The following is a 15,020-nucleotide window of genomic DNA, read 5'->3' on the forward strand; positions in this document are numbered from 1 at the left end:
CGGTTCTTTTGGGTTCACACCCCATCTTGGGGCCAAAAGTGCGTTCCAGACGTCCTTTCCCCAAACTGCAAGATGTCAGTTAAGGTAGCCCGCGACTTCAGCTGTGCCTCTCTCGCCAGGGCCGCTGCACTGACACGGCTTGTGCCAGAGTCGGCAGCAGGTCCTCCGGGCCGCTCCGCGCGCCGTCCAGAAGGCAAGGGGCCCTTTTCCCGCCGCAGTGTTACCCTGCCGGGATGACGCAGCAACACTCTTTACAGGGGCGCGTGGTGGCGGTCACCGGCGCCAGCAAGGGCATTGGGCTGGCACTCGTGCGGGCACTGGCCGCGCAGGGGGCGGCGGTGCTGGGCGGCGCCCGCGACGTGAGCGGCTTACAGGAAACGGGCGTGACCTTTCAGGCCCTGGATGTCAGCGACCCGGCCAGCGTGGCAGCCTTCGCATCGGCCTGCCGCGAGGCGGGCGTGGACGCCCTGGTCAACAACGCGGGCGTGGGCACCTTCAAGCCGGTGCAGGACATCACCCCGGAGGATTACCGCCGCGTGATGGACACGAACGTGCTGGGCACCATCCTGACCACGGGCGCCCTGGTGGCCCACTTTCAGGCACGGTACGGCGCTGGACAGGGCAGCCAAGTCGTGAACGTGACCAGCGACGTGTCGGGGCGCACCTTCGCGGGCGGCGCGCTGTACACCGCCAGCAAGTTTGCCCAGCGCGCCGTGACGCACGCCCTGGCCTACGAGGGACAGGCGTATGGCCTGCGCGTTACCGAGATTCGCCCCGGCATGGTGGACACCTACTTTGGCGACACCCAGCAGGGCGAAGCGCACAAGGCCGCCTGGCTGCGCCCGGAGGACGTGGCCGACGCCGTGGTGTACGCCCTGACGGCCCCCGCCCACGTCCGTATTGACGAGGTGCTGCTGCACCCCACCGTGCAGGAGGTCGCCTACCCATGAGGCGCCTGCTCCTGGCCGGCGCGGTGCTGTTGTCGGGCTGCGGCCTGATCCCGACGCCGAGGGTTGATGTGGATAACACGTCGCTGCGCCTGCCCGGCAGCGCGCCCCTGAGCGGCAAGGTCGTCTATCTGGAGACCGACGCCCTGGCGGGCAACCGGGTGCCGGCCGCCCTGCAACAGGTGACCATTCGCGGGCAGGCCACCTACCGCACGGCGGGGCTGGGCACCCTGCGCTCGGCGGGCCTCTATGTGCGCTCTACGCTGACGGCGCTGCCGGCCACCTGCACCGTGTCGCCCGCCACTCCCACCGCCCCACGTATGGTCGTGTGCGACGCGGCCGGTGAAGCCAGCCAGTTTATCGGCACCCTGGAGCTGCGCGCCGGGCAGGGCCAGCCTTTTAGCCTGGGGGGCGCCGCGCTGGACACCGCCGCGAAAGCCGGGCACGGCTACTTTGGCATGGCCTTCAGCGCTGGCCAGAGCGTGTGGACCGACTCTCTTGACCTGACCGGGATGACCGCCAGCGCCCGGCTGTAGGCAGACCACAAGAGCAGCCTCACAGCGCCCTAGGATGAAAGCGAAAGACTGTCATAGACAGCGCTCTCTATGGAGGCGGGTGGTGATGGGCGCCAACGGAATCCCACTGTTCAGCCAGGCAGCCTACCTCTGTTCCCGCCCTGGCCAGGGGCACCCCCGGCACATGAAGGGGGCGGCGGGCCACGAAGGTGCCGCCCCTTTCCTTCTGGCCCAGGCGACTGTCCTAGCGTCTGGAGGTGCCCCTGACGCTGACCGCCCGCCTGGTGGGTCTGGCCCTGCTGAGCCTGAGTGCCGCGCAGGCCAGCCCGGCCACCGACCTGTTTCGCGCCGCCACCGACACGGTGCGCCGCGACTATTACGGCTGGGCCACCGCCGACCTGGACGCCCTGAGCAGTCAGTACGCCGCCCAGCTGGACGAGCGCTGCGCGCCGCAGGGTGACGCCTGTTCGTTCGAAACCGGCCGCGCCGTGCTGACCGACCTGTTCACGGCCTACGGCGACGCCCACACCAACGTGCGTGACCCCGAAGCCGCCGAGCGCCTGCGCGAGATTCAGCGGGGGCAGGCGGTCAGCCGCACCGGCGCCCGGACCTCCCGCGTAGAGGGCGGCCTGCTGGTGGTCTCGGTGATGCCTGGCAGCCCGGCCGAGGCGGCGGGCCTGCGCGTCTTTGACCTGCTGACCACCGTGGGCGGCGAGCCCGCCGGTAAACGGAACGGCGAGAACGCCCCGGTTGGGCCCACCGAATTTGTGCGCCTGGAACGGGAGGGGCGTGACTTCCCTGTGACAGTGCAGCGGGCGGGCACCACCGACTTCACCCTGTCTCTGGGTACCCAGCGCCTTCAGGCGCGCGATGAACCCACCCTGAGCTGGACTGGCCCAGAAGGCCGCACCGCCCTGATTACCTACCCCAGCTTTCTGCCACGTGACGCCTCTGAACTGTTTCTCCGGCAGGTGCAAGAGGCGCAGCGCGGCGGCGCCCGCGCCCTGATCGTGGATCTGCGTTACAACGGCGGCGGCAGCCTGACCGAGTGTGTGGCCGCCGCCAGCATTTTTGGGCCGGTGGAATACCGCAGCCACTCGAAGGGCGGCAACGCCGTGTATGCGGGTGCGGGCGGTCAAGAAACCCGCCCAGGCCAGCGCCCGCCCCGGCCTGGGGTCTGGGCGGGCCCAGCAGCGGTGCTGGTCGGCCCCAACACGGCCTCGTGTGCCGAGGTCTTTACCGTGTACGCCCAGCGCACCGGGGTGCTGGCGGTGGGCGAGAGCACCAAGGGCGTGGGCAACAGCGGCGTGATTTTTCAGGACCTGCCCGACGGCGGCCTGGTGTCGGTGACGGTGCTGCGCGCCTATGGCCCCGATGGCCAGCCGCTGCCTGAGCGGGTGCAGCCCGACGTGCTGGCCCCCACCGACCTGACCCTGCTGACCCGCGAAGGCCGCGACACCACGCTGGAAGCGGCCCTGGAGGCCCTGCGCGGCACAGCCCTGCGGTGAAGCAGAGAGGGTGTCAGGCGCTTTTGACCGACCAGGGCTCGGCACAGCCCACGGAGACCGCCCAGGCAAATCTCAGTGGAGCCTCTGGGCCAGCAGCGTCAGAGCAGGCTCGACCCAGAGGGCGACTCTTGCCTGTTCCCCTCAAGCCAGCAGACCGTCGCCGTCCCCTCACAGAAGGCAGGCGGCGCACACCGGCGGCTGTTTCGGGGCCAATAAGGGGGCACCCCTCCCCCACCACAGACCATCCAGACACCCCGTCCTCAGGCGGGCGCCGTGCTAGGGTCGCCTGGACCCATGCTGATGTCACGCCTGAAAGTCGCCACTGCCCCGCACCATCAGGCGGTGGAAGCCCTGATGCCGGTCATGCAAGCAGACCTGACCCGCCAGGGGTACGCCCAGGTGCTGCGCAGCCTGCACAGCGTCGTGCAGCCTCTGGAAAGCGCCCTGCTGGCCCTGCCGCTGCCACTGGCCTTTGAGCTGCCCCGGCGTGTCAAGGCCCCGCAGCTGGCGCGCGACCTGGCCGCGCTGGGCCTGACGGCGGCGCCGGGCGCGTCCCTGACCCTGCCCGGCGTGCCTGAAGGGCTGGGCGCGCTGTATGTCCTGGAGGGGGCCACGCTGGGCGGCCAGATTATTGGGCGGCATCTGCGGGCACGCGGCATCACGCCAGACAGCGGCGGCGCCTATTTCTCGGGCTACGGGCCGCAGACTGGCCCCATGTGGCGGGCCTTTGGCGCGGCCATGAACAGCGAGGTGGCCCCCGAGGACGAGGCGCGCGTGCTGGCCGGCGCCCGGCAGACCTTCGACGCCTTTGGGGCGGCGCTGCGGGCGGTGGCGGCGTGACGGCGCCGACTGACGTGCCCACAGCCGGCGGCACAGGTTCCGGTGACCTCCTGCCCCCCACCTATCTGGGCGGCCCCACCATCACGGCCGACAACTGCGAGCGCGAACCGATTCAGATTCCAGGCAGCATTCAGCCGCACGGCGCGCTGCTGACCGCCGACGCCGAGACGGGCGTGTTGGTGCAGGTCAGTGCCAATGCCGAAGCGCTGCTGGGCCACCCGCCAGAGGCGTTGCGGGGGCAGGACCTGGGCACGCTGCTCAGCGCCGCCGAACTGGCCCCACTCCGCAGCGCGCTGCCGGCAGGTCTGCCGGACCACCTTCAGTACCGCGCGGTGCTGGAGCGGCCCGCAGGCCGGCTGGCCCTGACCGCCCACCGCGCCGCCGGGCTGCTGATTCTGGAGCTGGAAGCCACCGGGAGCGCCGACCCCAGTGGCCCCCAGGCCCTGCGCAACGCGCTGTTTGCCCTGGAGGGTGCCCCCAGCCTGGCGGCCCTGACCCAGACCGCCGCCGACGCCGTGCGCTACCTGACCGGTTTTGACCGCGTGATGATCTACCGCTTTGCCGAGGACGCCAGCGGCGAGGTCATCGCTGAGGCCCGCCGGGACGACCTGCACGCCTTTTTGGGCCACCGCTTTCCCGAGTCCGATATTCCGGCGCAGGCGCGCGCCCTGTATGTGCGCCACCTGCTGCGCCTGACCGCCGATGTGGACGCCGCGCCCGTGCCGCTGGACCCCGTGCTGAACCCCCGCACCGGGCAGCCCACCCCGCTGGGCGGCGCGGTGCTGCGGGCCACCTCGCCCATGCACCTCCAGTATCTGCGCAACATGGGCGTGCGCTCCAGCCTCTCGGTGTCCATCGTGGTGGCGGGGCGGCTGTGGGGCCTGATTGCCTGTCATCATTTGGGCGCCCATGTGGTGCCGCCCGAAATCCGCACCGCCCTGGAATATCTGGGCCGGGTGCTGAACTTGCAAGTGCAGCAAAAGGAGCGCGCCGATACCGACGCCTTTCGCCAGGGCCTCCAGGCGCGGCGCCTGCGGCTGGCCGAGGCGGCGGCTCACTCGGTCTCGCCGCTGGCCACCCTGAGTGCCCCGGCGCTGGACCTGACTGGCCTGATGCGCGCGGGCGGCGCCGTCGTCTTTTTCGAGGGCCAGTGGCGGGCGCTGGGCGTGACCCCAGCCCCCGACCAGATCGAGGCGCTGCTGGCGTGGCTGCGCAGGCAAGCCGACCCCCTGGTCGCCACCGACGCCCTGAGCGAGACCTGGCCAGAGGCGGCCGCGTTTGCCGAGCAGGCCAGCGGGCTGCTGGCCATCAGCGTGGGGCGCGGCTGGGCCGAGGGGGTGGCGTGGCTGCGCCCAGCCATCACCGCGCGCGTGGCCTGGGGCGGGGCCACCCCCGAACACGCCAAGGGCGACCTGGGCCCGCGCCAGTCGTTTGACACCTACATTCAGACGGTGCGGGGCCGCGCCGAACCCTGGCACCCCGGCGAGCGGGAAGAGGCGCAGGAGGTGCAGCGGCTGCTGACCGGCGCCCTGGGCGAGCGCCTGACCGTGGTGCGCGACCTGAACGCGGCCCTGGAACGCGCCAACGCCGAGTGGCGCCGCTACGCCTTCGTGATCGCCCACCATATGCAGGAACCGGTGCGCCTGATTACCCAGTTCGCCGAGCTGTTTCAGCTGCGTTACCAGCATCAGGTGGACCCCGGCGCCGGGCAGATGTTCCGCTTCATGCTGGACGAAACCGCGCGCCTGCGCAGCCTCACCCACGACCTGCACAGCTACACCGCGCTGCTCTCCGCTCCGCCGCCGGTGCCCCGCCCGGTAGACCTCGCGCGGCTGGTGCCGGAGGTCGCACGCGAACTGGACGGGCCGCTTCAGGCGGCGGGCGGCGCGCTGCACCTGGACGGGCCTCTGCCCACGGTGCAGGCCGATCCGGGTGAACTGCGCGACCTGCTGCGGCACCTGCTGGCCAACGCCCTGACGTTTGGCGGCCCGGCGCCGCAGGTGACTGTGGCCGCCGAGCGGCGCCCCGGCGCCTGGGCGCTCACCGTGCGCGACCAGGGGCCTGGCATCGCTCCCGACTACCACGAGCAAGTTTTTAGCCTGTTCGGGCGGCTGGGCCGGCGGGAAGACAGCCCCGGCAACGGCATCGGGCTGGCGCTGTGCCGCAAGATTGCCGAGCGCCACGGCGGCACGCTGACGCTGGTGTCGGCGCCGGGCCAGGGCGCGGCCCTGACGCTGCTGCTGCCGGACCCCCGAGGGGCCAGCGTGGCCGAAGGCAGCCCGGCATGACCCGCGCACCCGTTCACCTGCTGCTGGTTGAGGACAACCCCGCCGACGTCTTTTTATTGGAAGCGGCGCTGGACCTGGCCGCTGTTCCGGTGGAGATGACCGTGGCCCGCGACGGCCTGGAAGCCCTGGAGTACCTGCACCAGACTAAGGCGGGCGCCCGCCTGCCCGACCTGATCCTGCTGGACCTCAACATGCCGCGCATGAACGGCTTCGAGTTCCTGGCGGCTGTGCGCGCCGACCCCGACCTGATGGGGCTGGTGATTCTGGTGTTCACCACATCCAACGCCGAGGCCGACGTGAAGCGGGCCTACGCCCTCCAGGCCAACGCCTACCTCAGCAAACCCGCCAACCTGGACGCCTTCTTGCAGACCGTTCACCTGCTGGAAGCCCACTGGTTTGGCGCCGCCAGCCTGCCGCGCAGTTTCGCGCCGTAGGACTGGGGGCAGCTCCCCTTCGGCGCTCTGGTGGACTGCGGACAACGCGGCGTCGCGGTCCTGACTGGCAAGGTGTTCAAGGAGGCGCGGCGCTGAGAGGACTGCCTCAGCGCCGCGCCCTCCTTGACCTCTAGGTCGTGTAGGCCAAGGTGGTACAACGTCCTATGTCTGTTCTAAGTGCCCTGGACGAGTGTCTGACGTACATCAGACGTTGTGTTCCAGCGTTCGATGAAGCCGCCCTTCTGGCTTCGATTGAGCCCCTGGCCTCTGACCATCCAAGCTGGGCATCGTGGTGGGCGTCAGATCTTGCCGCTTCACTGCCTGCCATGGCACTCCGAAGCCGGGCATTGGCTCCGTTCACCACGGTTCTCAGCACCTACGAAACGTTCGATAGCGCTGACCTGACAGCATTTCAAGCTGAGCGGCGACACTTGCTGTCTGCGGCCACGGACTCCGGTCATCATTCGGACCTGACCGTGGAACGGGAAGTGCGACGGCCCCAAGCGTTTCTGGTGGTCGAGCCGGCGTACTCGTTGTCAGACGGGGCAGCCTATGTGGCCACGAGTGGATATTTTGACCAGAACAACATGCCCCCCTGGGACACGTGGATCGCGCCGGTGCCTCCCCCTTCTGGCTCCGATGTCAGCTGGGGGCCGGCGCTGCTGTGCTGGGTGCCCCCATGGGCGCGTGAAGGCGCGGAAAGAGCGATCGATGTGAATCCAGAACAGTGCCTGCAGTGGGTAGATATTCGCGAAGGCACAGTGGTGTGGACGTGAAGTCCCCCTTCGCCGACACGCCCTAGGCCGGGCCGCCCACCGGCACCATGTAGGTCGTGAACTCGCCCACGCCGTCCAGATGCAGCAGCGCGTTCACGGCGTCGTCGTAAAACCCGCCGATGGTCAGGTGAGGCAGGCCTTCGGCCGCCGCAATCAGGCACAGATTCTGGGCCAGGTGCCCGCATTCCAGCAGGGCGTGGCGGTAGGCGCGATGGTGGTAGTGCGCCTTGAGGTAGGTGTAGTCGAGCACCGGCAGCAACCACGCGGCCACCTGGCGGGCGGGCAGGACGTCGGGGGTGGCGGGGTTCAGGAAGGGCGAGCTGCGTTCCAGCAGTTCCACGGGCGGCACGGTGCCGTAGCGCACCAGCTCGCCGGTGTGTTCATCGAAGACGTAGTGGCCGGGGTCCAGCGGTTCCACGCGGTAGGCCAGCAGGTGCAGGCGCCACGGATAGCGCCCCCCACCCGACGGATAAGGCCGCCGCTGCACCTGAAACTGCCCGCCCGGATGGGTGATGACGCGCGTGTCTACAATGCCGGCCGCGCCGCGCAGCAGGGTCGCCAGGGTGGGCAGTGGGAGGGGCTGGCCGTAGCGGGCGTAGTGGCTGGTGCGGCGGCGCAGCACCTCGCCCAGTGGCATGGTCAGGTCGCCTTCTGGCCGCTCGGGCAGCGGCACGCGGCGCTGGCCGGGCCAGTGGGGCACCGGGCGCGGCTCGGGCGGGGTGGTGGCGCGCAGTTCGGCCAGACCGTGTGGGTAGAGCTTGCTGTCCTCGTGGGCGCGGTGGTCGGATGACCAGTCAGCGTGCAGATGCTCGCCCCCCCGGTCCGACAGAATCAGGGCGGCCAGGGTCGCCAGGTAACATTCGTCTTCAATGCTGAAGCCCAGGCGGTTGTGGAACATGTGCAGCTGCGAGCGCCAGATGTCCAGGCTGGGGTAACTCAGGGCCTTCTCCACCGCGCGGTAAGCCTGCTGGGCGGCGCGCACCTCGGCCTCCCAGGCCCGCAGCAGTTGGCGTTCCGGGCGCTGGGCATAGGTCTGGCGGGCGCCTGTTAGGGACGGCGGCGCGGCAAAGTAGGTGGCCTCAGCGCGCTCGCGGGCGCGGGCGACCTGCTCGGTGGGCGTCGAGGAAAACAGCGGCCAGGCATTGACAAACTCGCGCAGCCAGCTGACGCCGCCGGGGGTATCCAGGTCCAGGGCGCGCACAGTGGTCAGCAGCAGGTGCAGGCCCAGCCCCAGCCGCGAGGCGCGTGTGGGGGTCAGCGGCAGAATCTGAGCGGCAAAGGCGCTGGAGGTCTCGAAAAACGCCTCGCTGATGCCCAGGCCCGCCCGCCCGCCGTAGCGCAGGGTTTCGGGTTCATAGGGCACGGCGCGCACCTGGCCGTGCGGATACCAGCCGTAGGCCTCGGCGGCCCCCGTGCGGTGCGCGGGCGGCACGAAGGCGGCGTAGTAGCCCTCGGGGTCGGGGGTGGCGGGCGCGGGCAAGGCAGCGCAGGTGCAGGTCAGCGTGGCCTCCACCTGCGCGGCCGCCTGGGGGGAGGGGTCCCGCAGGCGCAGACGGATGTGGGGGCCGCCCTCCCAGTAGCGAATGAAAAACCAGCCCGCCAGCTCGCCGCGCGTTTGCAGCGCGCCCAGCAGCGGAAAGAGGTCGTGGTGCAGGGCGCGTTCCAGGTCGGCCACCGGGGCGAAGGTGTGGGCGTGCAGCGACACCCAGGCGGCGGAAACGGGCGGCGGAGCGGGCACAAGCGGCGCGCTGAAGGTGGTCATGCGGCAGTCCTCCGGAGCAGGGGCAAGGAGAGATCGTGAACCGGCGCGCGCCCGCACAGCAGGGCGTAGGCGACGGTCTGGTCGGGCGGCAGGTTCAGCAGGCGGTCCAGCGGCGCCTCGCGGTAGGCCCGCACCGGCCTCGCAAACAGCCCCGCGTGGGCCAGGGCCAGACACAGGCGCTGAGCACGTTCACCCAGGGTCAGCTGCGTGTGCAGAAAGTCCACGTCTGGGCCGTAGCGCGCGGTCAGCAGCACAGCGGCGTTCAGGCCATAAACGTTGAGGTCATCGGGGTAGCTATAGGCGCCGTGCAAGGCCGTGGCCAGCTCGGCGGGCGGAATGGGCAGCGGCGCGGACGACCCGGCGCGGTAAACGCCAGGGGCCAGGCCGTCCAGACGCTGCGCCAGCAGCACGGTGCCGGGGTCTTTCAGGGCCGCCTGAAACGGCGTGGCTGGCGCCGGGCGGCCATCGGTGGTCAGGCCAAAGGCGCCGGGGGCCGAGGAACGGGCTTGTACGTCACGCCAGGCGGCGGCGGCCTGCTGCGGGTCGGGCGTGGTCCGGTCCACCTGAAGCGTGACCAGCGGCTGCCAGTCGGCGCCGAGGTTGGGGGCGGCCAGGGCAGAGTGCTCCCGCAGGCTGAGCCCCAGCCCTGCGCCCAGATGCCGCAGCGCGCCCAGCAGGTGCCCGGCTTCCAGGGCCGCCAGCGTGGGCCGCAGTGTGCCGTAACTGTCTGGGATGGTGGGCAGGTGGCCCAGCAGATGCAGGTACACGGGGTTGTCTGCTGAAGGCGCGGAAGTCGCCCCAGCCAGTGGCCGCAGCGCCGCGCGGTGGGCGTCCAGCAGCCAGCGGCCCTGTGGGGTCTCTAAGACCAGGTGCACGGCGTACAGCGCGCGCGGGGACGGATAGGCGCGGTGCGGGTTGTACGGAGCGTGCGGTTCGACGCGCAGGGGTGTGGCGGCCAGGCGCAGCAGCAGGGCCAGCCGCGCCCACAGGTTCGCGCCCGCCGGATGGTCCAGCACCACCCAGTCCAGCGGCAGGGCCGTGCCCAGCGGCCAGGCGTCCAGCGCGGGCGGCTGGCCGGGGCGCGCCGGGGTCGACACCTCTTTTAAGTACGACTGCTGCAGGGCGTGCAGGGGCGGGTAAGGCGGGTTCATGGGGATTCACCTCCTGAAAGCGATGAGTGGAAATGAGAGGTTGCTTCTTAGGACCGGCCCACCAGCGGTTGGGAACGCCGGGCGCCCACAGTGCTGTTCACGGAAAGGGGTGGGGCAGGTGCAGGGCCGGGGCGGGGTTGGGAAAACCCAGGCGCTCGGGTACGCTGGTCAGGCGGTTCAGGCCCCCAAAGCGCTGGTTGACGTGCCCGAAGGTCATGGGCAGGCTGCCCGGCACGATCACCTTCACCTGGGCAAACCCCAGGTCGCGCACGGCGGCGCCCGTCTGGTCCACCACCAGCACGTCCAGACCTTCGGCCAGCACCCGGTCAGTCAGGCGGCGCAGCACGTTCGTCAGGTCGGGGTCGCGCCAGGCGCGCCAGTCGGGGAACAGTTCATCCAGGGACGCGGGCGGCGCTTCGTCCCGGAACAGGAAACTCAGGCGGTCAAAGGCGTCGGGGTGGGCATTGACGGCCACATGGTCGTCCAGGGTGCGCACCAGGGTGGGGTCGCGCAGCATGGCCTGCAGGGCCTCTTCGGTGTGGGCGGGCTTGCGGTCATGCACGAAGGCGTTCACAACCACTTCAATCAGGCCGGCGCTCAAGGCCTTTTCAGGGTTAAAGTGCGCCCCGGCCGCCGACAGCGCGCGGGGATAGCCGCCCGACTCGTTCACCAGCAGCGTCCAGATGGCGGGCACGCCAAATTCCGTGGTGATGTCAAAGGCGTAGGGGGTAAAGCCCAGCGACTCGGCACGGCGCAGCAGGTGCAGGGTCAGGGGGTCGCGCACGCCGCCCAGGTCAATGCGGCGGGCAGGGCGCTGCGTGTGCCAGGCCAGCAGGAACGCGTCGCGCTCGATCACTTCCAGCAGGCCGTACAGCGTGGCCTCCTCGACTGAAGCGCCCAGGGCGCAGCCGTTGGAACTCTCGTACAGAAAGCGTTCCTCGCGCGGCACGCGGTCATGCTGGTAGTAAGCAATGTGTTCGGGGATGAGGCGCGCGGCGGCGGCCTTGAAGGAATGCGCCCAGACCCAACTGGTCGGCGTGTCGGGGTTCAGGGGCGTGTACTCGTAGGCGGGGTGCGCGGCGTGGGCAGGCTGGCCCAGCGTCTCCAGGTTGACGGCGTGCGCGCCCAGGTCACGGCTACTCGCCCGGATGCGGGTGCGCTTGCCGCGCGGGCGCTGGCTGCCGTAGCGCTCCAGGGCTTCTAGAAAAGCCACCGGCTCGGCGTCTGTAAAGGCGTCGGCGCGGCCCCAGCCGGACTCGTTCATGCGGTGGTCCGGCGCGCGGAACTCGGCGCCCACCAGCGGCATTCCGGCGTTGTGGGCGCGGTAGACGTGGTGAATCAGGCCGTAGCGCCAGTCCAGCAGGGCGGTGCGCAGCGCCCCCGAGGCCAGGTCCAGCGCCTTTTCGCGGAAGGCGTCGGGATTGCTCTGCAGGCGCGGCTGCAGGTGCAGAGTCGCCGCTTCGGCGGTGTCGTCGGGGTAGGGCGAGCAGTGGGGGCAGTCGTGTACCGGGACGTGGGTGTGCCAGCCGCCGGTCAGGTCGGTCCAGCGCCAGGCGTAAATCTGGCTGGGGGCGGGCCAATCGCTCAGGGGGCGGGCCAGCAGCTCGGTCAGGACGGCCATCAGCGGAGCCAGCGCGGCGGCGGGCACGGGGGCCGGGGCGGGGCGGGCAAAATCGGCTTCCGGCACCTGCGCCACCTCGCGGCGGCGGCGCTCGGCGCACAGGGCGCAGCCGGCGGCGTGCGGCGTGACCAGCGGCCCCAGCAGCGCCAGGGCCCCTTCCAGGCGCAGTGGCAACAGGCGCAGGCTGTGGGCGCGGGCGTAGTCCTGCAGGTCAGCCAGTTCCTGGGGGCGCCAGTCGTCGTGGGCGACCAGCAACACGCTGCCGGGCAGAGGCGGCTCGCTCAGGTCGGTGCGCAGGGCGTGACGGGCACGAATCAGGTCGTGCAGCTGGCCTTCGCCCAACAGATACAGGGGAGTGGTCACGGCGGCTCCTTGTGTGGTGTTCAGGTTAGCCACGGGCCACCACCCACCCCAGCAGCACGCCGCGCTGCACGGTGCCGGGCAGGCCCAGATACGGTTGAAGGCGAGGGGCGCGGCCCAGGTCCGTCAGGGCAGCCCAGGTGTCCTGCTCGGGCTGGTCGCTGGGCACCGGCCGAACCTCACCGGCTGGGGGCGCGGGCGTACCGGGCACCGGCAGACCCAGTTGCAGGGCCGCCACGGCGTCCAGCAGCGCGCCGCCCACTGCTCCGTCAGGGTCGGGGGCAAAAGCGGCGGCCAGCAGCCCCCGCGCCGGGTCGTAGACGGCGGCGCCGTGCAGGCCGCGTAGGGCTGGGTGGCCCAGGCGCACCACCTCGGCGGCCACGCCGTACACCATCCCCAGGGTCTTAAGCAGCCACAGGTGCGCCAGGGGCACTTCGGCGGGCGGCACCGGCTGGGCGGTAAAACTCTCTGGCCGCCGCGCCAGGTCAGCGGTCAGCACGGCCCTCCCGCCCCGGCCCAGCAGATCGGTCTCGCTGTAGCCCAGGACGGGGAAAGCAGCTCCTGCTTCGGCCAAGCCTTCCGGCGCAGCCGGCAGCAGGGCCAGGAGGCGCCGCTCCTGGGCGCGGTGCAGGGCTTCTTCGCCGTCGCTGCCCCAACCCGCCTGGGTGGGGCCATCGGCCGCGCCGTAGGTGAACAGGGGCAGCTGCTCGCCCGCCGCTGAGGGGGCGCCCGTTAGGGCAAAGGGGCCAGTCAGCAGGGCGCGCAGGTCATCGGGACCGGCCAGGGGCAACTCGGCGCGGGCCAGGGTCCACCATCCTTCCAGGGTGGCGGGCTGGAGGAACGCGGGCATTGGGGCGCTGTGGAGGGTTGCAGCGTCCACCACCAGCGCTCGCTCAGCACTCACGCCGCCCTTCAACCCGGCTACCTGCCGGAAGGCTTCCAGCGCCAACAATCCCGCCAGCAACTGCTTCAGCGGTTCGGCGGGCGCGCCGCTCAGGGTCAGGCGCTCGGCCAATACATCTGCAGGGGTGTGCAGCGGCGCAATCATGCCCTGCTCGGCGCCCAGCGCAGCCAGCAGGGTCGGTGCCCCAGAGTCCGCGCCCAGGTGCAGCGTCACGAAGCCCTCTTGGACGGCCTCGTGCGCCTCAACCTCTACATCCGCAAACGCCAGATCCCGCAGGTGCGCGGCCACCGCCGCCGTCAGGGCCGCCGGGCCGCGCAGGGTCACGCGGGCGGCGCGCACAGCGCGGAACGCTGCTGTGGGGCGGTCACTCAGCGAGGCCAGAAAGGTCAGGATACCGGCGTGGTGGCCCAGCTCCTCGGCACTCGGGTCTTCCTCCACAGGCAGCAGCAGGTCGCGCGCCCGCAGTTCATTGAGCAGCAGCCGCGCGGCGGGCCAGGCCCCGGCGGGCAGGGCGGCCTGAAGCGCCTGCGCCGTCACTCCGGCCTGTAGCTGCGGCAACAATCCCGTGAACAGCGCGTGCAGTGCGGGGTGGCCCTGAATGCGGAAGGTGGTGTCCCAGTGCTGAAAGCGGATGCCGCCTCGGATGGGCACATGCCCCACGCCGGGCCGCAGGCGCAGCGGCACGTCGGTCTCGGCGGTGCGGGCCAGCGCAGCCACGGTCCCGGCCGCGCTGGGCCTCAGCTGCGCAGCGGCGCTCACGCGACACCTTCCTCGCGCAGCTGGACCCACCACTGCTCGAAAAAGCCCTGCCAGTCCTGGCCGTGCAGTTCCTGCATGGCCTCGCTGACCATGTAATTGACGAAGTAGCGCTCGGTGGGCGAAATGTCCATCAGCGGCAACACGCTGTACATGAAGTTCATCAGCGTGCGGTACGTGGAGAACATCTCGACGTGGTACCAGGTCTCGGAGATGTTGAACTTGCGCAGTTCCTGGTGAAATTCGCTGAACTGGTAGTCCGGCCCGAACGCCCAGCGCGCCTGCGCCTCGGGATTGATGCCCGCCGCCGCGCGCTGCATGGTCGCGGTGGGGTCGGCAGCCAGCAGGCCCGCGTCGGCCAGTTGCCGCCCGATGGGCCACATCCGCCGGAACTGCGTTTCCCAGAGGCTCAGCACCTCGTCGCGCCCGCCGCTGCTGACGCCGTCCACCGCGCGCAGCACCTCCTGGCGGATAGGCGCGTATTTCTGGGCAAAGGCCGCGCGCAGTTTCTCGCCGCCGCCCTGACGAAACAGGAATTCCTCCAGGTGCGAGCGGTACGAGATATGGCCGCTGTACACACCAAACGGGTAGGTACTGGCGTACAGCACAAAGATGCGCGCCAGGCGGATGAGGCGCTCGGCGGTATTGCCGGTGTCGGCCTGAAGGGTGCGCAGCACGGCGGGCGTCAGGGCTGCAAAGTACTGGGCGCGGAAATCCTCGGCCTCGGGCGAACCCAGCACGCCCTGCCGGTCAGGAGCCGCCCCCACCACCACACTGTTGTCGGGGCGTAGGGGGCCGTAGGGGCCAGGTTCCAGTTCCAGCGTGCCCAGTTTCTCGCTGCGGGCCAGGTAGGCCGCCTCGTCCAGCACGGCGGCCGACGGATGGGCGGCCAGGTAGGCCTCGGCCTGCACTTTCGCCGCGTCCAGCGCCGCCTGCATCGCGCCGTCTTCCCCCTGCACAATCAGCCGGACGTGAGGGCCAAACTTCCAGTGGCGCTCGGCGTAGGCCCGTTCGATGCCGGGGCGCGCCTGAATTTCCAGCACCAGCGGCAGCACCAGGTCGCGCAGCAGGGGGCGTTTGTCGTTTTGATAGTGGGTGAGGTACAGGGCTGCGTTCATAGGGAACCTCCGGCGCGGGGGCAAAAAACTGGGGTGAGTC

General features: G+C 70.6%; 12 protein-coding genes. 7 read left to right on the forward strand and 5 right to left on the reverse strand.

Annotated features, from left to right (window positions below):
• Positions 1–233 precede the first annotated feature (233 nt).
• From GO986_RS07550 to GO986_RS07580, 7 genes are all read left to right on the forward strand, one after another.
• The gene (locus tag GO986_RS07550; protein ID WP_157458688.1) at positions 234–950 is read left to right on the forward strand and encodes an SDR family oxidoreductase; all 717 of its coding nucleotides are present in this window, start codon (positions 234–236) and stop codon (positions 948–950) included.
• A complete protein-coding gene (locus GO986_RS07555; RefSeq protein ID WP_157458689.1) occupies positions 947–1,483 on the forward strand; it encodes a hypothetical protein in 537 nt (178 codons plus the stop codon). The genes GO986_RS07550 and GO986_RS07555 overlap by 4 nt, the downstream gene beginning before the upstream one ends.
• A 236-nt stretch (positions 1,484–1,719) precedes the next feature.
• Complete coding sequence (locus tag GO986_RS07560) at positions 1,720–2,970, forward strand: S41 family peptidase (RefSeq protein ID WP_369409232.1); 1,251 nt, start codon at positions 1,720–1,722, stop codon at positions 2,968–2,970.
• A 294-nt stretch (positions 2,971–3,264) separates the two neighbouring features.
• Entirely contained in the window at positions 3,265–3,810 is a 546-nt protein-coding gene (locus tag GO986_RS07565) for a biliverdin-producing heme oxygenase (RefSeq protein WP_157458690.1), read from the forward strand.
• Positions 3,807–6,098: an ATP-binding protein gene (locus tag GO986_RS07570; protein WP_369409233.1), complete on the forward strand. Its 2,292-nt coding sequence runs from the start codon at positions 3,807–3,809 to the stop codon at positions 6,096–6,098. The genes GO986_RS07565 and GO986_RS07570 overlap by 4 nt, the downstream gene beginning before the upstream one ends.
• Complete coding sequence (locus GO986_RS07575; protein ID WP_157458691.1) at positions 6,095–6,532, forward strand: response regulator; 438 nt, start codon at positions 6,095–6,097, stop codon at positions 6,530–6,532. The genes GO986_RS07570 and GO986_RS07575 overlap by 4 nt, the downstream gene beginning before the upstream one ends.
• 326 nt (positions 6,533–6,858) lie before the next feature.
• Positions 6,859–7,308: a hypothetical protein gene (locus tag GO986_RS07580; RefSeq protein WP_157458692.1), complete on the forward strand. Its 450-nt coding sequence runs from the start codon at positions 6,859–6,861 to the stop codon at positions 7,306–7,308.
• 22 nt (positions 7,309–7,330) lie between these two features.
• Here the strand turns inward: GO986_RS07580 and GO986_RS07585 are convergent, their stop codons facing one another.
• The 5 genes from GO986_RS07585 to GO986_RS07605 all read right to left on the reverse strand — a co-directional run bounded on the left by GO986_RS07585 (position 7,331) and on the right by GO986_RS07605 (position 14,980).
• Entirely contained in the window at positions 7,331–9,070 is a 1,740-nt protein-coding gene (locus tag GO986_RS07585; protein ID WP_157458693.1) for a thiopeptide-type bacteriocin biosynthesis protein, read from the reverse strand.
• The gene (locus GO986_RS07590) at positions 9,067–10,221 is read right to left on the reverse strand and encodes a hypothetical protein (protein ID WP_157458694.1); all 1,155 of its coding nucleotides are present in this window, start codon (positions 10,219–10,221) and stop codon (positions 9,067–9,069) included. The genes GO986_RS07585 and GO986_RS07590 overlap by 4 nt, the downstream gene beginning before the upstream one ends.
• Positions 10,222–10,318: 97 nt before the next feature.
• On the reverse strand, positions 10,319–12,205 hold the full coding sequence (locus tag GO986_RS07595) for a TOMM precursor leader peptide-binding protein (protein ID WP_198170513.1): 1,887 nt from the start codon (positions 12,203–12,205) through the stop codon (positions 10,319–10,321).
• 25 nt (positions 12,206–12,230) lie between these two features.
• Complete coding sequence (locus tag GO986_RS07600) at positions 12,231–13,865, reverse strand: hypothetical protein (RefSeq protein ID WP_157458696.1); 1,635 nt, start codon at positions 13,863–13,865, stop codon at positions 12,231–12,233.
• On the reverse strand, positions 13,862–14,980 hold the full coding sequence (locus tag GO986_RS07605) for a lantibiotic dehydratase C-terminal domain-containing protein (RefSeq protein WP_157458697.1): 1,119 nt from the start codon (positions 14,978–14,980) through the stop codon (positions 13,862–13,864). Before GO986_RS07605 ends, GO986_RS07600 begins: the two co-directional genes overlap by 4 nt.
• Positions 14,981–15,020 lie beyond the last annotated feature (40 nt).

The sequence above is a fragment of the Deinococcus arboris genome (assembly GCF_009755355.1).
GTDB classification, from domain to species: Bacteria; Deinococcota; Deinococci; order Deinococcales; family Deinococcaceae; genus Deinococcus; species Deinococcus betulae.